Source organism: Saccharopolyspora sp. NPDC002376 (assembly GCF_053593195.1).
Genome location: NZ_JBSFBZ010000011.1, coordinates 106,527 through 126,855, shown reverse-complemented (window position 1 = coordinate 126,855; position 20,329 = coordinate 106,527). Strand labels below are relative to the sequence as shown.

Genomic DNA, 20,329 nt, shown 5'->3' with positions numbered 1-20,329 from the left:
TCCTGGCCTGGTCACACTGGCGCCGACAACGCCAACTCCAAGCCCGAACCAGCCACTACCGAAAACGCGGCTACCCCTGAACTGCCGTTGCAGTACTAAAACTGTCGGCCCCCGCGTCCTGGAATCCTGTCAGTTTTAGGCAAAACTGACGCTTCGCGCGACGCGCCGATATGGATCCGGGGCGTAGCGGGGAATCTGAAGATCGCGCTGCACGACGCCCTGAGGTGTCGTGCAGCGCGCGGGGTTCAGCGCTGCGGACCGTCTTCCAGGTCGCCTTCGGTCTGCAGGTAGACCTCTTGCAGGGCCTGCAAGGTGTCGGGGTTCGGCTCCTGCCACATCTCGCGGTTGGCCGCTTCCAGCAGCCGCTCGGTGATGCCGTGCAGCGCCCACGGGTTGGACTCGCTGAGGAACTGCTGGTTCTGCTCGTCCAGCACGTAGGTCTCGGCGAGTTTCTCGTACATCCAGTCCGCCACGACACCGGTGGTCGCGTCGTAGCCGAACAGGTAGTCCACAGTGGCCGCGAGCTCGAACGCGCCCTTGTAGCCGTGCCGGCGCATCGCCGCGAGCCAACGGGGATTCACCACGCGAGCGCGGAAAACCCGCGAGGTCTCCTCGGTCAGCGACCGGGTGCGGATCGAGTCCGGGCGGGTGCTGTCGCCGATGTAGGCCGCCGGTGCCTTGCCGGTCAGCGCGCGGACCGTGGCGATCATGCCGCCGTGGTACTGGAAGTAGTCGTCGGAGTCGGCGATGTCGTGCTCGCGGGTGTCGGTGTTCTTCGCCGCCACCGAGATCCGCTTGTACGCGCTCTCCATGTCGACGCGCGCCGGTTCACCGTCCAGCTCGCGCCCGTAGGCGAAACCGCCCCACACCGCGTACACCTCGGCCAGGTCGGCGTCGTCGCGCCAGTTCCGGCTGTCGATGAGCGGCAGGATCCCGGCGCCGTACGCACCCGGCTTGGAGCCGAAGATCCGCATGGTGGCGCGACGTTCGTCGCCGTGCTCGGCGAGATCGGCCTGCGCGTGCGCGCGCACGAAGTTCTGCTCGGCCGGCTCGTCGAGGGCCGCGACCAGGCGCACCGCGTCGTCGAGCAGGGCGACCACATGCGGGAAGGCGTCCCGGAAGAATCCGCTGATCCGGACCGTGACGTCGATGCGCGGGCGCCCCAGTTCGTCGAGCGGGATCACCTCCAGCCCGTTGACGCGGCGCGACGCCTCGTCCCAGGTCGGCCGGACGCCGAGCAGCGCCAGCACCTCGGCGATGTCGTCACCGGAGGTGCGCATCGCGCTGGTGCCCCACACCGACAGGCCGACCGAGCGCGGCCATTCACCGGTGTCGGCGCGGTAGCGGTCGAGCAGGGATTCCGCGATGGCCCAACCGGTTTCCCACGCGAGCCGGCTCGGCACGGCCTTGGGGTCGACCGAGTAGAAGTTGCGGCCGGTGGGCAGCACGTTGACCAGCCCGCGCAGCGGCGATCCGCTGGGACCGGCGGGAACGTAGCCGCCTTCGAGGGCGTGCAGTGTCGCGGTCATCTCGTCGGTCGTCGCCGCGAGCCGCGGCACCACCTCGTTCGCGGCGAACTCCAGCACCTGCACGACCGCGTCGTTGGTCTCGCCGAGGACCTCCCGGCAAACCTCCGCCGCAGCAACGGTTTTCCAACCGCGGTCCTCCATGCCCTGGACCAGGGCGTGCGCGCGGGTTTCGACGTCGTCGACCTGTTCGCGGGCCGCGCTGCCGTCCTCGGTGAGTCCGAGCGCTTCGCGAAGTCCGGGCAGCGCGGCGCTCTGCCCGCTCCACATCTGGCGGGCCCGCAGCATCGCGAGCACGAGGTTGACCCGGGCCTCGCCGGTCGGGGCGTCGCCGAGCACGTGCAGGCCGTCGCGGATCTGGGCGTCCTTGACCTCGCACAGCCAGCCGTCGACGTGCAGCAGCATGTCGTCGAACTCCGCGTCGTGCGGCCTTTCGTCCAGGCCGAGGTCGTGGTCGAGCTTGGCGGCCTGCATCAGCGTCCAGATCTGGCTGCGGATGGCGGGCAGCTTCGCCGGGTCCATCGCGGAGATGTTGGCGTGCTCGTCGAGCAGCTGCTCCAGCCGCGCGATGTCGCCGTAGCTCTCCGCGCGGGCCATCGGCGGCACCAGGTGGTCGACGAGGGTGGCGTGCACGCGGCGCTTGGCTTGCGTGCCCTCGCCGGGGTCGTTGACCAGGAACGGGTAGATCAGCGGCAGGTCGGCCAGCGCAGCGTCGGGGGAGCAGGAGGCGGACATGCCGGCGGTCTTGCCAGGCAGCCACTCGAGGTTGCCGTGCTTGCCCAGGTGCACCATCGCGTGCGCGCCGAACTCGTCGATCAGCCAGCGGTAGGCGGCCAGGTAGTGGTGGCTCGGCGGCAGGTCCGGGTCGTGGTAGATCGCGATCGGGTTCTCCCCGAAACCACGCGGCGGCTGCACCATCAGCACGACGTTGCCCGCGCGGACGGCGGCGAGCACGATCTCGCCGTCCGGGTCCTGGGAGCGGTCGACGAACAGCTCGCCGGGCGGCACTCCCCAGTGCTGCTCGATCTCGCCGCGCAGGTCCTCGGGCAACGTCGCGAACCACTCCGCGTACCGGCGCGCGGGAATGCGGACCGGGTTGCCGCTCAACTGCTCTTCGGACAGCCAGTCGCGGTCCTGGCCACCAGCGGCGATGAGCGCGTGGATCAGCGAATCGCCGTCCTGGTCGGCGACACCGGGCAGTGCGTCCGGACCGTCCGCCGGGCCGATGTCGTAGCCCTGGTCGCGCAGCTCCCGCAGCAGGCGGACCGCGCTGACCGGGGTGTCCAGGCCGACCGCGTTGCCGATCCGGGAGTGCTTGGTCGGGTAGGCCGACAGCATCAGCGCCAGGCGCTTGTCCTGCGGCGGGATGTGCCGCAGCGCGGCGTGGCGGACCGCGATGCCGGCGACGCGGGCCGCCCGTTCAGGATCGGCGACGTAGACCGGCAGGCCTTCGGCGTCGTTCTCCTTGAACGAGAACGGAACCGTGATCAAGCGGCCGTCGAACTCGGGCACTGCCACCTGCGTGGCCATGTCCAGCGGCGACAGGCCTTCGTCGTTCTCCTCCCACGCGGCGCGGCTGCTGGTCAGGCACAGGCCTTGCAAGATCGGGATGTCGAGTTCGGCGAGCGCGCCGACGTCCCACGCCTCGTCGTCACCACCGGCCGAAGCGGTGGCGGGCTTGGTGCCTCCGGCGGCGAGCACGGTGACGACCAGCGCGTCCGCTTTGCCCAGCTGTTCCAGCAGTTCCGGGTCGGGTGCGCGCAGCGAGGCGCAGAACAGCGGTAGGGCTTGGCCGCCGGCGTCCTCGATCGCCTCGCACAGCGCGTGCGCGAACGCGGTGTTGCCCGCCATGTGGTGCGCTCGGTAGTAGAGCACCGCGACGGTCGGGCCTTCGGTGCGCTGCGGGGTCCGTTCGAGCACGCCCCAGGACGGCGTTTCCGCCGGCGGTTCGAAGCCGTGGCCGGTGAGCAGAACCGTGTCGGAGAGGAATCGGTGCAGCTGAGCGAGGTTGTCCGGGCCGCCATGGGCGAGGTAGCGGTGCGCTTCGGCGCACACCCCGGCCGGCACCGTCGAGCACTCCATCAGCTCGGCGTCCGGGGCCTGCTCACCGCCGAGCACGACCACCGGGCGCGGTCCCGCCAGCAGCGCGTCCAGGCCCTCTTCCCAGGCCCGGCGGCCGCCGAGCAGCCGCACCACGACCAGCTCGACGTCCTCCAGCAGCGGCGGCAGGTCATCCACGCCCAGCCGGGCGGGGTTGCCGAGCCGGAAGTCGGCGTCGGCGGCACGGGCGCTGAGCAGGTCTGTGTCCGAAGTGGACAGAAGTAGGATCATGCGGATCGCTCCTCGGCTCGGCGAACGGCGTCGCTGGGCCAGGGCGCGCTTGCGCAGCGCATGACGGCACCTCTCTCGGGGTTCCTCGCCCCGGTCGGCAGGTCCAACGGCGACCGGAGTCTCCTGGCTCCCGGATCAGCGCTCGCTCCGCCTTCCCGTCCTGTTAGGACAGTGGCATCGTGGAGTCCGCTCCCCGGTGACAGTGGCGGGACCGCGCCGGATTCGCACCGACTTCCTCCGCACATCGCCGCATGATGCTGCGAACTACTTTCCGCAACGGGGTGATCCTACGTCAAGGTTCGCGAGCATGATGCGCGTCGCACCGCGTTTGGTTTGCGTCCGCAACTACCCGGGTCCGTAGTATCTGCCGCGTGTTGCGAAGAGCCAGACCTGAACGGGATGCGTGTCCTGGCGCGTTGCGGGTGCACGAGGCCGCCGACGGCGGACTGGCCCGGATCCGCGTTCCCGGCGGCGCGCTGACCCCGTCCCAGGTTCGTGCGTTGGCTGCCGTCGCGGCGTTGGGGGACGGTGGACTGGAGCTGACTTCGCGGGCGAACCTGCAGGTCCGCGGCCTGCCGCCCGGGGCGTCGCAGGAGCTCGCCGCGCGGCTGCGCGAAGCGGGGTTGTTGCCGTCGGACACGCACGAGCGAGTTCGCAACATCATCGGCTCGCCCTCCGCTGATGGGCGCGAGCTGGTGGACGTGCGAGCGGTGGCGGCCGAACTCGACGCGGCGCTCTGCGCGACTCCGGAGTTGGCCGAACTGCCTGGACGTTTCCTGTTCGCGGTCGATGACGGCAGCGGCGACGTCAGCTCGCTCGGCGCCGATGTCGCGCTGCGAGCGATGTTCGCGGACACCGTCGCGTTGCTGCTCGCCGGAATGGATTCTGGTGTACGAACGACCCCGCAGCGAGCCGTTGGAGTCGCCATCGCAGCCGCCGAAGCTTTCTTGGTGGAGAAGGCAGCGCAGGGCTGTTCGGCATGGCGATTGGCCGAACTCGACGGCGGGGCGCGACGGATCGCTGAACGACTGGGCGCCGAGGCTGTTTCCGCCGATCCGATGCCCCCGGTGCCGACCACGCATGCGCAGGTCGGGCGCGTGATTCGGCGTGACGGAACGGTTTCCGTCGTGGCGGGCGCACCACTGGGCCGTCTGACGCGAGAACAGGTGGATATCATCACCGCCGCATCCGACGCCGCGGGCGAACTGCGCCTGACACCTTGGCGGACCGCGGTCCTGCCTGGCATGCGACCGGACGAAGCCGGTCGGTGGGCGTCGGAACTCGGTGCGCGCGGCCTGCTCACCGACCCCGCTTCGGCCGGGGTCGGGGTGACCACGTGCGCTGGTCGGCCCGGGTGCGCGAAGGCGCTGGCCGATGTCCGGGAAGACGCCCGACGCTCGTCGTCGCTCGGTGACCTGCCGGTGCACTGGTCGGGATGCGAGCGACGCTGCGGCCGACCGCCGGGGCGCGTCGTGGAAGTGCTGGCCACCGAGGTCGGCTACGAGATCGGTCTCGACGGGGCGACGCGGACTTCCGAAGCCGATGTCGACCAGGTATCCGCCGCGCTCGGCGCGGCACGGAGGAAAGTGTGAACGAGAACAGCTCCCGCTACCGCGGGGTGCCCGAATACGTCCGGGAAGGTGCGGAGATCTACCGCCGCTCCTTCGCCACGATCCGCTCGGAAGCCCGGCTGGACGGCTTGCCGCCGGACGTGGCCGGCGTCGCGGTGCGGATGATCCACGCCTGCGGCATGGTCGACCTGGTCGAGGACATCGCGTTCTCGCCGGAGGTGGTGGCCAACGCGCGTGCGGCGCTGCGCGAGGGTGCGCCGATCCTGTGCGACGCCGCGATGGTCGCCGCGGGCGTGACCAGGCGGCGCCTGCCGGCGGACAACCCGGTGATCTGCACGCTGTCCAACGAGCGGGTTCCGGAACTGGCCCGCGAGCTGAACACGACCCGCAGTGCGGCGGCTTTGGAGCTCTGGCGCGATCAACTGGCCGGGTCCGTGGTCGCCATCGGCAATGCGCCGACGGCGTTGTTCCGGCTGCTGGAAATGATCGAGGACGGTGCCGACAAGCCCGCCGCGGTGCTGGGCCTACCGGTCGGGTTCATCGGTGCGGCGGAATCCAAGGACGCGCTGGCAGCGCACCCGAGCGGTTTGGAGCACCTGGTGGTGCGCGGCCGTCGGGGCGGCAGCGCCATGGCGGTAGCCGCCATCAACGCGATCGCGAGCGAGGAAGAGTGAGCAGCAACGGCAAGGGCACGCTCTACGGCGTGGGCCTCGGTCCTGGCGACCCGGAACTGGTGACGGTCAAGGCCGCCCGGCTGATCGAGCAGGCCGAGGTGATCGCCTACCACAGCGCTCGCCACGGCCGGAGCATCGCGCGGTCGGTCGCCGAACCGTACCTGCGGGCGGGGCAGATCGAAGAAGCGCTGGTCTACCCGGTGACCACGGAGACCACCGACCACCCGGGCGGCTACCAGGGTGCCATCGACGAGTTCTACGCGGACTGCGCGGCCCGGCTCGCCGCGCACCTCGACGCCGGGCGGGACGTGGTCCTGCTCGCCGAGGGCGATCCGCTCTTCTACGGCTCCTACATGCACATGCACAAGCGGCTGTCGGGCCGCTTCCGGGCCGAGGTGATCCCGGGCATCACGTCCATCAGCGGCGCCTCGGCGACCCTGGGCCGGCCGCTGGCCGAACGCGACGAGACCTTCACGGTCCTGCCGGGCACCCTCCCGCCGGACGTCCTCGCCGAGCGGCTCGCCCAGACCGACGCCGCGGCGGTCCTCAAGCTGGGCCGCACCTTCGAAGGAGTCCGGGAGGCGTTCGAGAAGGCGGGCCGCCTGGACGAAGCCTGGTACGTCGAGCGCGCAACCACGGACCGCGAGCGCTACCAGCCCCTGGCCGAAGTCGATCCCGAGACAGTCCCGTACTTCTCCCTGGCCCTGTTGCCCAGTCCGGCCAACTCGCAGGGTGGGGTGTCAATTTCGCGAGAAATTGACGTTGCCGAAACCGCAGGTCAGGGTGAGGTCGTTGTGGTGGGGCTCGGGCCTGGTGGGCGCGAGTGGGTGACGCCGGAGGTTCAGGCGGCGCTTGCCGCGGCTGACGATTTGGTCGGGTATGCGCCGTATCTCGCGCGGGTTCCGGACAATCCTCGGCAGCGCAAGCACGCGTCCGACAACCGCGTTGAGTCGGAGCGGGCGGAGTTCGCGCTGGAGCTGGCTCGGCGCGGGTCGAAGGTCGCGGTGGTTTCGTCCGGTGATCCGGGTGTGTTCGCCATGGCCAGCGCGGTGCTGGAGGTCGCGGCGGAGCGCTCGGACGTGCCCGTGCGGGTTCTGCCCGGGATGACGGCGGCGCAGGCCGTGGCCAGTCGAGTCGGGGCGCCATTGGGGCACGACTTCTGCGTGCTGTCGCTGTCCGACCGGCTCAAGCCGTGGGAGGTGATCGTCGAGCGCCTGCGGGCCGCCGCGGCAGCCGACCTGGTGATGGCGATCTACAACCCCGCTTCACGCAGCCGAACCTGGCAGGTCGCGGCCGCGCGGGACGCGATCCTGGAGCACCGCCCGCCGGACGTGCCTGTGGTCATCGGGCGGGACATCGGTGGCGCGGAGGAGAGCATCAAGGTGGTGCGCCTCGCCGACCTCGATCAGTCCGATGTGGACATGCGGTGCCTGCTGCTGATCGGGTCATCGACCACGCGAATCGCCAGCGGTGCCAACGGCAACGACGTCGTGTTCACCCCGAGGCGCTACCCGGCGTGACCGCGCAGCACGTCATCGATCCAGGCCACGGCCTGCTCGACCGTCCCGGCCGACGGCGCGTCGGGCCGGGGCGGACGCTGCACCATCACCACCGGCAGCCCGAGTTCGCGGGCCGCGACGAGCTTCGCGCTAGTCATCGAACCGCCGCTGTTCTTGCTGACCAGCGCATCGATGCGGTGCTCCCGCAGCAGCGCGAGCTCGTCGTCGAGGGTGAACGGCCCGCGCGCGAGCAGGACGGTCGTGCGCGGGGGCAGCGGTGGTTCGGGCGGATCGACGGTGCGCACCAGGAACTGGAGATCGAGCTCGGCGAAGTGGGCCAGTCCCTGCCTACCGGTGGTGAGGAAGATCCGTTCACCCAGCTCCGGCAGCAGTGCGGCGGCTGCGGGCATCGAGGGCGCCGATCGCCAGTCGTCACCGGCCTCCGGCTGCCAGGCGGGACGGCGCAGGACCAGCAGCGGGCACCCCGCGCGCTGGGCGGCGATCACGGCGTTGTCGGTCATCGTCCGGGCGAACGGATGAGTGGCGTCGATGACCGCGCTGACCTGCTCGTTCCGGATCCAGTCGGTCAGCCCGTCCGGCCCGCCGAACCCGCCCACCCGCACCTCGCCGGGGGGGAGCTGCGGCGCGCGGACCCGTCCGGCGAGGGAGGATGTGACGTGCAGATCGGACTGCTCGACGAGCCGTTCGGCGAGCTTCCGGGCCTCGCCGGTGCCACCGAGGATGAGCACGCGGGTCATCCGACCCACCCCGTTGCGAACCACATGAGGAGCATTCTCCCGGTATGAGTGGACGAACGGAGGGATCGGGCCTCCGGTACGGCTGGACGACTGGCGCCTGCGCTACGGCGTCCACGGCTGCCGCCTACACGGCCTTGCTGACCGGGACTTTTCCGGATCCGGTGGAGATCCTGCTGCCGAAGGGACACCGCCCGGCCTTCGCGCTCGCCCGCGAACGGCTGGGGGACGGGTTCGCGACGGCAGGCGTGGTCAAGGACGCCGGTGACGACCCCGACGTGACCCACGGCGCACTCGTGTCGGTGACGGTCCGGCACGCGGAACCGGGGTCGGGCGTGGTCTTCCGCGCTGGTGAGGGCGTCGGCACGATCACCAAGCCGGGTCTGCCGCTGCCGGTAGGAGAGCCGGCGATCAACCCCGTGCCGCGGCAGCTGATGAGTGATGTCGTCGCGCGCGTGGCTGCGGAGCACAGCGGAAGCGGGGACGTCGTCGTCGAGGTGTCCGTTGACGGGGGCGAGGAATTGGCCCGACGAACCTGGAATCCGCGATTGGGCATTCTCGGCGGACTGTCCATTTTGGGCACAACGGGTGTTGTCGTGCCGTACTCGTGCTCGGCGTGGATCGACAGCATCCGCCGCGGGGTCGACGTGGCGCGCGCGGCCGGACTCGAGCACGTCGCCGGGTGCACCGGCAGCACCTCGGAGAAGGTCGTCACGCAACTCTACGACCTGCCCGGCGAGGCAATGCTGGACATGGGCGACTTCGCCGGTGCGGTGCTGAAGTACCTGCGCCGACACCCGGTTCCGCGACTGACGGTCGCCGGCGGCATCGGCAAGATCTCCAAGCTCGCCGACGGCCACCTGGACCTGCACTCCAAGCGCTCCCAGGTGAACTTCGCCCTGCTCGCCGAAATCGTCCGAGACGCGGGCGGCAGCCCCGGCCTGACCAGCAAGATCACCGGAGCCAACACGGCCCTGGAAGCCCTCCAGCTCTGCACGGAGGCGAACCTCCCGCTCGGCGACCTCATCGCCGACCGAGCCCGCAACTCCTGCCTCGAAACCCTCCGCGAAGCCCCGATCGCGGTGGACGTCGTCGTCATCGACCGAGCCGGAACCATCGTCGGCCGAGCCGAGGCCTGACCTGGGGTGGATCACAGTTTCAATTGAAACTGTGATCCGTCGTGCCTGGGATCTACAGTTTCAATTGAAACTGTAGATCAGGAGCCCGCACCCCAGGCCGGTTCGGAGCAGTCAGTCCCGGCAGCGGTTCGCCGAGTAGAGGTGGCTGTCCGGGAATTCCGATGCGGTGAGGACTTCGCCCACCACGACGACTGCGGTCCGCGTGATACCCGCAGCCCGAACGCGCTCGGCGATGTCGGAAAGCGTTGCCCGGAGGACGATTTCGTCAGGCCGGCTCGCATTCGCCACCACGGCAACCGGACAATCCGCACCATAGTTGGGCACGAGCTCCTCGACCAGCTCCTCGATGCGGTTGACCGCGAGGTGCAGCACCATCGTCGCCCGGCTCTGGCCGAGCGTGGCCAGGTTCTCGTGCTCCGGCATCGGCGTCGCACGGGCGGAAGTCCGGGTCAGCACCACGGTCTGCCCGACGCCGGGCACGGTGAACTCCCGGTTCAGCGCAGCCGCCGCCGCGGCGAACGCCGGCACACCCGGCACGACCTCGTACGGGATGCCGACAGCGTCGAGGCGGCGCATCTGCTCGGCGACGGCGCTGAACACCGACGGATCCCCGGAGTGCAGGCGCGCCACGTCGAGTCCGGCCTCGTGCGCGGCCAGCATCTCGGCGAGGATGTCGTCCAAGGTCAGCTTGGCCGTGTCCACCAGCTTGGCGTCGGCGGGGCAGTGCCCGAGCAGTTCCTCCGGCACCAGGCTGCCCGCGTACAGGCACACCGGCGACGACGCGATCACATCGCGGCCCCGCACGGTGATCAGGTCCGCAGCACCGGGACCGGCACCCACGAAACGAACTGTCATCGCTTGCTCACCACCCACTGAGTCACCGGCATCGAGGGCCGCCAGCCGGTGAAGCCACCGATCGGCGCCGCCCGCTCCACCGAGATCCGGACCAGTTCACCGCCGACGCGGCGGTACCAGTCGGCCACCAACGCCTCCAATTCCAACGTGACCGCGTTGACCACCAGGCGTCCGCCCGGACGCAACGCGGCCCAGCACGCCTCCAGAACACCCGGTGCGGTTCCGCCGCCTCCGACGAAGATCGCGTCGGGTTCGTCCAGGCCGTCCAGCGCGCGCGGCACAGCTCCGGTCACCACCTGGAGTCCGGGAACGCCCAGCGCTTCCGCGTTCGCGGTGATGCGCTGCGCCCGGTCGTCGCGGTGCTCGATGGCGACCGCGCGGCAGGACGGATCACTGCGCATCCATTCGATCGCGATGCTACCGGCGCCCGCACCGACGTCCCACAACAACTGGCCGGGAGTCGGGGCCAGCCGCGCGAGCGTGATCGCCCGGACGTCGCGCTTGGTGATCTGCCCGTCATGCTCGAACGCGTCGTCCGGAAGTCCGGGCGTGGTCGGCAGAATTCGTGCATCGGGAGCGGGGAGGCACTCGATCGCGATCACGTTCAGCGGACTCACCGCCGACTTCTCCCAGTCATCAGCGGTGGAAGCGATGCGCTGCTCGTCCGCGCCGCCGAGATCGGACAGCACGGTCATGCTGCTCGGCCCGTAACCACGCTCCCGCAGCAGCGCCGCGACGTCGTGCGGGGTGCTGCCGTCGGAGCTGAGGACCAGCAGCTGGTTTCCCGGCTGGACACGGGGGTGCAGCAGTTCCACCGGCCTGCCGACCAGGCTCACGACCGCGGTCTCCTGCATCGGCCAGCCCATCCGCGCGCACGCCAGCGACAGCGACGACGGGTGCGCGATGATCCGAACGCGGTCCGGGCCCAGCAGTTTCACCAGGGTCGCGCCGATTCCGTAGAACATCGGGTCGCCGCTGGCCAGCACGCAGATCGACCGGTCGGCGTGCTCGGCGAGCAGGCCGGGCAGCGCCGGGAGCAGCGGGCTAGGCCAAGTAACCCGCTGACCGGCCGCTTCGGGAACCAGATCGAGCTGGCGCGAACTGCCGAACAGCACCTCGGCGGAGTCCACAATGGACCGCGCAGGCGGGGGCAGCCCTGCCGTGCCGTCCGCTCCGATGCCGACGACGTGGACCAGCTCCGGCTTCTCCTGCTGAACGCTCACCGCACCACCTCACCACGTCGTGGTCAGGCGTTGCCGAGGACCTTCGTCACGGAGATCTCGATCACCACGCGGGCCGGGTTCTCGCGGGGCTTCTTGTAGCGCTGCTCGTAACGGTGCTCGGCGTCGGCCACCGCTGCGGGGTCGTCACGCACCACGGCGACCCCTTCCAGCGTGGACCACCGACGCCCGTCGACCTGGCAGACCGCGACCTTCGCGCCGTCCGGCCCGGCCGCGCGGATCTGGCGGACCTTGTGCGAGGTGCCGGAGGAGATCACCCGAGCGGTCGCTGTCTCGACGTCGAGGGTCACCCCGACCGGGACGACGTGCGGTGTGCCGTTGGCGCGCACCGTCGTCAACGTGCACAAGTGGCGTTCCCGCCAGAACTCCAGGAACCCCTCGCTGACGTTCACCAGGTACCTCCTGCGGATCGTCGACTTGGCCGCCTCAGCCGATCACGCCCGGCGAGCACCACCGCGCCTGGACTGGCCCTGCCCGCGACGGTCGCCGCCGTCCGAGCGCCGACCGCCGTCCGAGCGCCGACCGTCCTCCGAGGGACGCCGGCGGCGGCTGCCCTGGGGCTCATCGCGACGCTTGTTGTTCCGCGGGGCATCGCCGCGCTTCGGCCCACGGTTGCGCGGGGTTTCGCGCGGCTGCTTCGGTGCGGCGAGCGAGACACCGCTGGGTTCGCGGGCGCCGGTGACGCGGGCCATTTCTGCGTCTTCCGGGCTCACCGACGTGGTCTTGGCCTTGACGCCGGCCTGGTTGGCCATGGTGCGGAAGGCTTCCCGCTGGTCGTCGGTGACCAGGGTGACCACCGTGCCCGTCGCGCCCGCGCGCGCCGTCCGACCGGCGCGGTGCAGGTAGTCCTTGGGGTCTGCCGGGGGCTCGACGTGGACGACCAGGCTCACGTCGTCGACGTGGATGCCGCGGGCCGCGACGTTGGTCGCCACCAGCGTTGTCGTTTCACCGCTGCGGAATTCGTCGAGGATGCGGGTCCGGGCGTTCTGCGCCTTGCCACCGTGCAGGGCGCCGGCGGGGATCCCGGCCGCGCGCAGCTTCTTGGCCTGGCGGTCGGCGTGGTGCTTGGTGCGCACGAACATGATCGTGCGGCCCTCGCGAGCCGCGATGCGCGCGAGCACGGCCTGCTTGTCCGTCGTCGACACCAGGAACTGGTGGTGCTCCATGCTGTCGACGCTGGCCGCAGGCGGCGCCAGCGAGTGCACCACCGGGTCGGTCATGTACCGGTCGACGAGCTTGTCGACGTCGCCGTCCAGGGTGGCGGAGAACAGCAGCCGCTGGCCGTCCGCCGGGACGAGGTCGAGCAGCTCGCGGACCTGTGGCAGGAAGCCCATGTCGGCCATCTGGTCGGCCTCGTCGAGCGCGGTCCGCTCCACTTCGGACAGCACGCAGGTGCCTTGGCGGACGTGGTCGGCGAGCCGGCCCGGCGTCGCGACCAGCACGTCCACGCCGCGGCGCAGCGTGTCGACCTGGCGGTTGAACGAGGTGCCGCCGACGACCTCGCGGACGTAGAGCCCGAGGGCCTTGGCCAGCGGCTTCAGCGCATCGGTCACCTGGGTGGCCAGTTCGCGGGTCGGGACCAGCACCAGGCCGCGCGGGTGCATCGGGCGGGCGCTGCCCTGCTGCATCGCCAGCAGCGGCAGGCCGAACGCCAGCGTCTTGCCTGAACCTGTCTGGCCGCGTCCGAGCACGTCACGGCCGGTCAGCGCGTCGGGGATGGTGGCGGCCTGGATCGGGAAGGCCTCGGCCATCCCGTTGTCGGCCAGCGCGCGCACCAGTCGGGTGGGCAGTCCGAGATCGGCGAACGGTGCGGGGTCGACCGCGGTCACACCGACCTCGTCGAACAGGCTGCGCTTGGGCTGCTGCGGCTTGCCCTGCGGTCGGCGGCGGCGCGGACGGCGAGACGAGCGCGCGGGCATGGCGGACGAGCTTGATGGCACGAAGAACTCCCGGAAATGGCACGTCACGGGGAGGCTTCGCGGAATGTCCGCGGGCGATCACGAGGACGAGCCCGGCGCGTCGGCGCCGATAGGTGGTCAAGCGTGTCGCTGCGGACACGGGCCGGTGATCCCGGCTCTTGCGCCCTGAATTCTACCCTGATCGGCCCGGGCACCCATGGCTGCCGTCCGGGCCGATCAGGACGGCCTTATCGGTGCAGATTCCCCGCTGCGGCAAGGACTTCGGCCAGTGCGTCCGGATCGGTCCGGGCCTCGCTGGCGCCGCGGGAGCGGAACCACGCGGCGATGTTGTGTGCGTCACGTCGCAGGTAGTCCGGGCCGAGCGGGTTGGCCACCAGGTCGACCGCCTGCGGCAGGTCGATCAGCATCAGCCGCCCGTCGTGCACCAGCACGTTGTACGCGGACAGGTCGCCGTGCGTGAAGCCGTGCTGGGCGAGCACGACCAGGGCCTCGACCAGCTGCGACCAGAGTTCGTCGAGCTCATCGGCGTCCGGTCGCAGCCCCGCCAGGCGTGGTGCAGCCGTGCCGTCGGGGGTGCCGAGGAATTCCAGCAGAATTTCGGTCCCGACTCGCTGTACCGGGTACGGCACCGGCGCTCCGGCCAGCCACAGCGCGGACAGCACGCGGAACTCCGCCACCGCCCACTGCTGGGCGATCATGCCGCGCCCGAACGACGTGCGCTGCCGAATCGCCCGCATCTCGCGGGATTTGCGCAGCTGCCGACCTTCCAGATAGCCGGCGTCGCGGTGGAACATCCGGTGGTCGGAATCGCGGTACCGCTTGGACGCCAGCAGGCAGGACTCGGCGCCGGGCAGCGAGCGCCGCAGCAGGTGGACGTCGGCTTCCTTACCGGTCTTCACGACGCCGAGCTCGTGGTCCACCGCCGCCAGCTCGGTCACCAACCAGGCCGGATGCGGTTGCGGGCCGCGCTCACCGGTGTCCCAGGTGGACCATCGGTCGGCGCCGTCGGGCAGCGGCTGCGGTTCGGGTTCGTCGCGCAGCGCGGCGAGCCGCTCGCGTTCCTCCTCGGTGAGCCGACCGCGCCGGATCGGCTCGTCGTCGAAGCGCTGCCGCTTGACGGATTTCGGCTTGCGCGCCTTGCTCTTCTTGGTGTTGCGGAACAGATCCGCGTCGTACTGCTCGTACGAGGACAAGGTCGAGTGCTCCTTCAGGGCGGAGACCTCCGCCCGAGCACCGAAGCTCAGCGCGCGCGTGGCGGAGGAGAAAAGGTTCGAATGCATCCGCGCGCAACAACGGCGCGCACAACCGTCACAACGGCCACCACGACGAACCTCCCTTCCTCGAGCTCTTTCAACGCGCGACTAGCTTGACCGATCAGCGCCTGCGGCGACAACCGGTTTTTGACCTGCGATTTCAGTGTGAATTCGGTCCGCGGCGCATGATGCCGCTTTCGCAGTCAGGCGCGGACGACGACGCAGAGCTTGCGGTCGGCTTCGCGCTCCACCTGAAGCCCGGCATCGCGAGCCACGGCGAGGATGTCCTCGATCGACTCAGGTTCGTCGGAAGCCTGGGCGAGCGCCCGCGCGAGCTTGCCCTTGTGCGCCTTGTTGTGGTGGCTGACCACCTTGCGCTTGCCGGACGCGTCCTCCGACAGCACGCGAACCTCCACGGACCCGGGAACCTTCGCCAGCGCGGCGTAAGCCCCGGAGCGCAGGTCGACGACCAGGTCATCGGCTGCGGCCAGGGCCGGCTCCAGCACCGGCCGCCACACGCTGCGCAACGTCCCCAGCCCGGGCAGCGAATTGCCGCCGGAGAGCCGGTAGGCGGGAATCGAGTCGGTCCCGCGCACGATGCCGAACAGCGCCGACGCCACCGCCAGCCGCGCGTCGGCCTGCTTGCGCTCGAACGCGGACAGCGACTGCACGTCGAGGGCGTCGTAGAGAACCCCGGTGTAGCGCTCCAGAGCTGGCGCGGTGGGCGCGTCCCAGAGCTCGGCGTTGCGCTGGACTTCCTCGACCTGGCGCTCTGACAACCCGAGAACGTTCAGGCTCGCGGGTACGTCATCGGCCAAAGTGGACAGTGCCTCGACCAGCTGCTGCCGGGTATCGGTCAACTCCGGATGCGAAAGCCCGCCCAAGTCCAACGGCGCACCCGAACCACCAGCCGACTTGGTTTCCGAAGGAGGCAACAAAACCAACACCCCACCAGGGTAAGCACCACCCAACCGCGCCGAACGCCCCCTCTGCGGGACGGGATCACAGTTTCAATTGAAACTGTGATCCCGCGTGCCTAGGAATTACAGTTTCAATTGAAACTGTGGTTTCTCCGGCGAGCGAGAGCGGAACGAATCGTCGTGGCTAGTCCGTCCAGAGACCCCTGCATGTCCTCGTTGGTGACCGTGATGACCAGCCATCTCGCTTCGGTCAGTCGTCTCCGCCGGATCTGGTCCTTGCGGATCTGGGCCGGATCGGAGTGCCACTGCCCGTCGTACTCGACAGCAACTTGTTCGGTGGGAAAGGCCAGATCCACACGAGCGACGAACTGGCCGCGGAGGAACACCTCGAACTGGGGTAGCGGTTCGAGGTTTCGCAGGTTGAGTTCGACGCGCAGCACGGACTCCGGGATCGACTCCGCGCGACCGTCCAGGTACGGGATCCGGAGTCGTGCTCGCACCACACCGTTGTCGCCGCGGCCGGAAAGGAACTTCGCGATCCGTTCGGGTGTGATCAAGCCTGCGTGCGCCAGCGCGTCGAAGTGCGCGACCGACAGCGCGATCGATCGGCGTTTGATCAGGTCGAACGCGGTTCGTTCGATCCCCGCCAGCCGGATGTCGTGCCACGAGGTGTGTTCGAAGTCGTACGTCCGCACTGCTGAGCACCGAAGTCCCTGCCTGCGGTGCATTCCGAATTCTCGGGGCACGATCACGTCCACCGGGGTGGAGAAGTCGGCGATCGGCACGCCGTGGAGCGTCGCGGCTGACAGGCCGGTGAGCATTGCGGTCGGAGGTAGTCGCATCGCGGCGGCGTGGCACTTCAACTTGTGAGTGAGCGGAGTTTCGTTCCTCGTGTACACACCGTGCAGGACCCTCCGGAAGGCCGGACTTCTCAGGTGATTGTCCGTGATCCCAGCGGCCAGTGCTTCTGCGCGGAGGAACAGTCCGTGCTCGTTTCCGATGGGCGGCATGTTGATCTCAGTCATGCCTATAAGGAGGAGGATCCCCCGCGTATGGATACACCGGACACCGGATCGAGTGGAACAACTTCGTCCGGTGGGGGTCACCTTGACCACAGTTTCAATTGAAACTGTAAATCCCAGGCACGACGAATCACAGTTTCAATTGAAACTGTGACTCACGTTCGGTGCCGGCGGTGTGGTCAGGTGGGGGTGAGGGTGTGGTTGGTGGTTGTGGGGAGGGTTGAGAGGCCGTGGATGAGGGATGTCGGGCGGGGAGTTGGGGTTTCTGCTCGGCGGAGGTAGGGGAGGCGGGTTGCCAGGTTTCGGAAGGCGATCTCGGCTTCCAGGCGGGCCAGCAGGGCTCCTGGGGAGTAGTGGATGCCGGGGGAGAACGCCAGGTGTTGGCGGCTGGCCACGCAGAACTCGTTGCCCTCCGGGTCGGTCAGCACGGTCCAGCTCAGCCCGCCGGGGACCTCGTGCTCGCTGACCTCCGTCGCACCCAGCTCGACCAGCCGGCGCACCTCCGCCGCGCGATCGGTGGTGCCGAGGTCCACGTGCACCCTGTTCTTCCCGGTGCGGGGCTCGGGAACCCGCTGCAGCCCGAGTGTCACGCCGCCTTCCCGGTTCGGGGCGAGCATCATGAACTCGCCGACGTCGAGGTCCACCGAGGTGTCCAGCGTCCGGGGCCAGAACTCAGCGAGGGTGAAGCGCAGTCGATGGTGACCATGCCGATGCTGAGCGTCATGACGCTGAGCTAGCGGCGATCACCGACACCGGCCAGCGAACCGGTAATCCGCTGGTGGTGACCCCGGGGGCACTCGATACCCTGCCGGTGACGAATCAGCCCGGATGAGGAGCCAGTAGCCGTGATCACGAGGATGTCGACGTTGTTCCTGCGTACCCTGCGCGAGGATCCGGCCGACGCCGAGGTGCCGAGCCACAAGCTGCTCGTCCGCGCCGGCTACGTCCGCCGCATCGCGCCGGGGATCTACTCCTGGCTGCCGCTGGGCCTGCGGGTGCTGCGCAAGATCGAGGAGATCGTGCGCGACGAGATGGACGCCATCGGCGCCCAGGAGATCCACCTGCCCGCGCTGCTGCCCAAGGAGCCCTACGACGCCAGCGGCCGCTGGACCGAGTACGGCCCGCAGCTGTTCCGGCTGAAGGACCGCAAGGGCGCCGATTACCTGCTCGGCCCCACCCACGAGGAGCTGTTCACCCTCACCGTCAAGGGCGAGTACAGCTCCTACAAGGACTACCCGGTCATGCTGTACCAAATCCAGACCAAGTACCGGGATGAGGAGCGGCCGCGCGCGGGCATCCTGCGCGGGCGCGAGTTCGTGATGAAGGACTCCTACTCCTTCGACATCGACGACGAGGGCCTGTCCACCTCCTACCAGCGGCACCGCGACGCCTACATCCGGATCTTCGACCGGGTCGGGCTGAACTACGTGATCGTGTCGGCGACCTCCGGTGCGATGGGCGGCTCGGCGTCCGAGGAGTTCCTGGCCGAGAGCGAGACCGGCGAGGACACCTTCGTGCGCAGCACGGACTCGGGCTACGCCGCCAACGTCGAAGCCGTGGTCACCCCGGCTCCGGCCGCTGAGGCGCTCGAGGGCAAGGCCGCCGCCGAGGTCCACCACACGCCGAACACGCCGACCATCGAGAGCCTGGTCGACTACCTCAACGGCAACACCGACCGCAAGTTCACCGCGGCCGACACCCTCAAGAACGTGTTGGTCAAGGTCCGCCAGCCCGGTGCGGAGGAGTGGGAGCTGCTGGCCGTCGGCGTGCCCGGCGACCGCGAGGTCGACATGAAGCGGCTCGAGGCGTCGCTGGAGCCCGCTGAGGTGGAGCTGCTCGAGGAGGCCGACTTCACCGCCAACACGTTCCTGGTCAAGGGCTACATCGGCCCGAAGGCCTTGCAGGGCAACGGGGTTCGCTACCTGGTCGACCCGCGCGTGGTCACCGGCACCGCGTGGGTGACCGGCGCGGACAAGACCGACCACCACGTGCTGGACCTGGTGTGCGGCCGCGACTTCACCCCCGACGGCACTATCGAGGCCGCCGAGGTCCGCGAGGGCGACCCGTCGCCCGACGGCCAGGGCACCCTGGTCGCCGCGCGCGGCATCGAGATCGGCCACATCTTCCAGCTCGGCCGCAAGTACGCCGACGCGTTCGGGCTGGACGCGCTGGGCCAGGACGGCAAGCCGAAGCGGATCACCATGGGCTCCTACGGCGTCGGCGTGTCGCGCCTGGTCGCCGCGATCGCCGAGCAGAGCCACGACGAGCAGGGCCTGGTCTGGCCGCGCGAGGTGGCCCCGGCCGACGTGCACGTGGTCATCGCGGGCAAGGACGAGAGCATCCGGGAGCGCGGTGAGGCACTGGCGGCCGAGCTCGACGCGGCCGGTGTGCAGGTCATCCTGGACGACCGGACGGTTTCGCCGGGCGTGAAGTTCGCCGACTCCGAGCTGGTCGGCGTGCCCACGATCCTGGTGGTCGGCAAGGGCCTGACCCGAGGTGTCGTCGAGGTCCGCGACCGCGGCACCGGCGACCGCGCGGAGATCGAGGTCGACAACGCGGTCGAGCACGTCATCAACGCCGTCCGCGGCTGACCCGGTTCACGTCACGAAGCCCCCGAGGACCGCTCCTCGGGGGCTTCGTGATCCCGCGTCGTGCCGTCGCTGCCCGTCGCGAGCGCGACCCAGCGCTGCAGGTCGTGATCGGTGAGCGACCCGGCAAGCTACTGCTCCCGGCGGTGATCAGAGCGGATCGCGCCGGCCGGTGGTGGTGACCTGGCACGTCAACTTCGGCGGGATGCAGGCGCTGCGGAGGCGGGACGTGGTACCGCCGACCGTTACCTGCAGTGGCTCGTCGATCCCGATCGTCAGGCAGGAGGCGGCACCGGAGTGCGGGTCGCGCTCCAGCGGCGGCCCGCCGTGCGGTGAGCTCAGGACAAGGCGGTCAGCACGGCGTCGGTGTCGGCGAGGTCCGGTAGTACTGCGTGGGCTCCGGCGGCTTGGAGCTGGGCTTCGGTGCTGTGGCCGGTGGCCACGCCGACCGCGATGGCGCCGAAGCTCAGCGCGCCCGCGACGTCGTGCGGGGTGTCGCCCACGACCACGACGGAGTCGGGGGAGATCGCCGTGCCGCGGCGGTCCGCGGTCTTGGCGACGGAGTCCGCGATCAGGTCGTGGCGGTGCACTGAACCGGCGCCGAAGCCGCCGATCTCGAAGTCGACGTGGTGGTGCAGGTCGAAGGACTCGAGCTTGTGGAAGGCCACCTCGGCGAGGTTCCCGGTCACCAGCGTCTGCTCGAAACCGGGTTCCTGCGACAGCGCCTTCAACGCCTGCGCCGCCCCGGGCAGCGCGCTGCCGCGCTCCGCGAGCTCGTCACGGGTCTCGGCCACTGCGCTGGTCAGGGCGGTGAACATGGCCGCGATGGTGGTCTCGTCGGCGGTGACGCCGTGGTTCTCCAGGACGTCGGTGGTGATCGCCAGCTCGGTGCGCCCAGCGGTGTCGGGCATCTGTTCCAAGGTCCGGCCGGTGACCGCCACCAGCGCTTGGCGGTACCAGCGGGGGCCGAAGCCCCTGGCGTCGACGAGCGTCAGGTCGATGTCCCACAGCACGAGTCGAGTCACGAACCCATCGT

At 69.8% G+C, this 20,329-nt stretch carries 15 protein-coding genes, 1 pseudogene and 1 riboswitch; of the genes and pseudogenes, 5 read left to right on the top strand and 11 right to left on the bottom strand.

The window, feature by feature from the left end; genetic code table 11:
* Positions 1–245: 245 nt before the first annotated feature.
* Positions 246–3,857 (bottom strand): cobaltochelatase subunit CobN, encoded by a 3,612-nt coding sequence (cobN, locus tag ACWCO2_RS10970; protein ID WP_450127534.1) that lies wholly within the window; start codon positions 3,855–3,857, stop codon positions 246–248.
* A gap of 98 nt (positions 3,858–3,955) precedes the next feature.
* Positions 3,956–4,136: riboswitch (cobalamin riboswitch) on the bottom strand.
* A 143-nt stretch (positions 4,137–4,279) separates the two neighbouring features.
* Between cobN and ACWCO2_RS10965 the strand changes: the two genes are divergently transcribed.
* Genes ACWCO2_RS10965 through ACWCO2_RS10955 form a run of 3 tightly spaced genes read left to right on the top strand, consistent with a single transcriptional unit; the run spans position 4,280 to position 7,622 of the window.
* Entirely contained in the window at positions 4,280–5,449 is a 1,170-nt protein-coding gene (locus ACWCO2_RS10965) for a precorrin-3B synthase (protein ID WP_450127547.1), read from the top strand.
* Between the two features lie 26 nt (positions 5,450–5,475).
* Positions 5,476–6,102 carry a precorrin-8X methylmutase gene (locus ACWCO2_RS10960; RefSeq protein WP_450127546.1) on the top strand — a complete coding sequence of 209 codons (627 nt, stop codon included), beginning with the start codon at positions 5,476–5,478 and terminating at the stop codon, positions 6,100–6,102.
* Complete coding sequence (locus tag ACWCO2_RS10955; protein ID WP_450127533.1) at positions 6,099–7,622, top strand: precorrin-2 C(20)-methyltransferase; 1,524 nt, start codon at positions 6,099–6,101, stop codon at positions 7,620–7,622. The genes ACWCO2_RS10960 and ACWCO2_RS10955 overlap by 4 nt, the downstream gene beginning before the upstream one ends.
* On the opposite strand, the gene ACWCO2_RS10950 is transcribed toward ACWCO2_RS10955, so the two are convergent.
* Entirely contained in the window at positions 7,610–8,359 is a 750-nt protein-coding gene (locus ACWCO2_RS10950; RefSeq protein ID WP_450127532.1) for a cobalt-precorrin-6A reductase, read from the bottom strand. The two genes, ACWCO2_RS10955 and ACWCO2_RS10950, sit on opposite strands and share 13 nt — an antisense overlap.
* A gap of 44 nt (positions 8,360–8,403) precedes the next feature.
* On the opposite strand from ACWCO2_RS10950, the gene ACWCO2_RS10945 reads away from it, so the two are divergent.
* Complete coding sequence (locus ACWCO2_RS10945) at positions 8,404–9,495, top strand: cobalt-precorrin-5B (C(1))-methyltransferase (protein ID WP_450127531.1); 1,092 nt, start codon at positions 8,404–8,406, stop codon at positions 9,493–9,495.
* 111 nt (positions 9,496–9,606) lie between these two features.
* Here ACWCO2_RS10945 and cobM read toward each other — a convergent pair whose 3' ends face one another.
* The 8 genes and pseudogenes from cobM to ACWCO2_RS10905 form a co-directional block, all read right to left on the bottom strand.
* On the bottom strand, positions 9,607–10,350 hold the full coding sequence (cobM, locus tag ACWCO2_RS10940; protein ID WP_450127530.1) for a precorrin-4 C(11)-methyltransferase: 744 nt from the start codon (positions 10,348–10,350) through the stop codon (positions 9,607–9,609).
* Positions 10,347–11,573, bottom strand: a complete 1,227-nt coding sequence (gene cbiE / locus ACWCO2_RS10935; protein WP_450127529.1) for a precorrin-6y C5,15-methyltransferase (decarboxylating) subunit CbiE — start codon at positions 11,571–11,573, stop codon at positions 10,347–10,349. Before cbiE ends, cobM begins: the two co-directional genes overlap by 4 nt.
* Before the next feature lie 23 nt (positions 11,574–11,596).
* Complete coding sequence (locus ACWCO2_RS10930; RefSeq protein ID WP_450127528.1) at positions 11,597–11,983, bottom strand: pyridoxamine 5'-phosphate oxidase family protein; 387 nt, start codon at positions 11,981–11,983, stop codon at positions 11,597–11,599.
* Between the two features lie 42 nt (positions 11,984–12,025).
* The gene (locus ACWCO2_RS10925) at positions 12,026–13,510 is read right to left on the bottom strand and encodes a DEAD/DEAH box helicase (RefSeq protein ID WP_450127527.1); all 1,485 of its coding nucleotides are present in this window, start codon (positions 13,508–13,510) and stop codon (positions 12,026–12,028) included.
* A gap of 227 nt (positions 13,511–13,737) precedes the next feature.
* Complete coding sequence (locus ACWCO2_RS10920) at positions 13,738–14,703, bottom strand: serine protein kinase RIO (protein ID WP_450127545.1); 966 nt, start codon at positions 14,701–14,703, stop codon at positions 13,738–13,740.
* 263 nt (positions 14,704–14,966) lie between these two features.
* Positions 14,967–15,710 (bottom strand): peroxide stress protein YaaA, encoded by a 744-nt coding sequence (gene yaaA, locus ACWCO2_RS10915; RefSeq protein ID WP_450127526.1) that lies wholly within the window; start codon positions 15,708–15,710, stop codon positions 14,967–14,969.
* Between the two features lie 104 nt (positions 15,711–15,814).
* The gene (locus ACWCO2_RS10910; protein WP_450127525.1) at positions 15,815–16,525 is read right to left on the bottom strand and encodes an endonuclease domain-containing protein; all 711 of its coding nucleotides are present in this window, start codon (positions 16,523–16,525) and stop codon (positions 15,815–15,817) included.
* 566 nt (positions 16,526–17,091) lie between these two features.
* A pseudogene (locus ACWCO2_RS10905) lies at positions 17,092–17,429 on the bottom strand (VOC family protein); the annotation flags it as partial.
* A gap of 121 nt (positions 17,430–17,550) precedes the next feature.
* Between ACWCO2_RS10905 and ACWCO2_RS10900 the strand changes: the two are divergent.
* Positions 17,551–19,296, top strand: coding sequence for a proline--tRNA ligase (locus tag ACWCO2_RS10900; RefSeq protein WP_450127524.1), 1,746 nt, complete (start codon positions 17,551–17,553; stop codon positions 19,294–19,296).
* A 335-nt stretch (positions 19,297–19,631) separates the two neighbouring features.
* Here ACWCO2_RS10900 and ACWCO2_RS10895 read toward each other — a convergent pair whose 3' ends face one another.
* Complete coding sequence (locus ACWCO2_RS10895) at positions 19,632–20,318, bottom strand: HAD family hydrolase (protein ID WP_450127523.1); 687 nt, start codon at positions 20,316–20,318, stop codon at positions 19,632–19,634.
* Positions 20,319–20,329 lie beyond the last annotated feature (11 nt).

Coding starts and splice junctions, on each gene's coding strand:
- cobN (WP_450127534.1), bottom strand. CDS start 3,857: ATGATCCTACTTCTGTCCACTTCGGACACAGACCTGCTCAGCGCCCGT.
- ACWCO2_RS10950 (WP_450127532.1), bottom strand. CDS start 8,359: ATGACCCGCGTGCTCATCCTCGGTGGCACCGGCGAGGCCCGGAAGCTC.
- ACWCO2_RS10945 (WP_450127531.1), top strand. CDS start 8,404: ATGAGTGGACGAACGGAGGGATCGGGCCTCCGGTACGGCTGGACGACT.
- cobM (WP_450127530.1), bottom strand. CDS start 10,350: ATGACAGTTCGTTTCGTGGGTGCCGGTCCCGGTGCTGCGGACCTGATC.
- ACWCO2_RS10925 (WP_450127527.1), bottom strand. CDS start 13,510: ATGCCCGCGCGCTCGTCTCGCCGTCCGCGCCGCCGCCGACCGCAGGGC.
- ACWCO2_RS10910 (WP_450127525.1), bottom strand. CDS start 16,525: ATGCGACTACCTCCGACCGCAATGCTCACCGGCCTGTCAGCCGCGACG.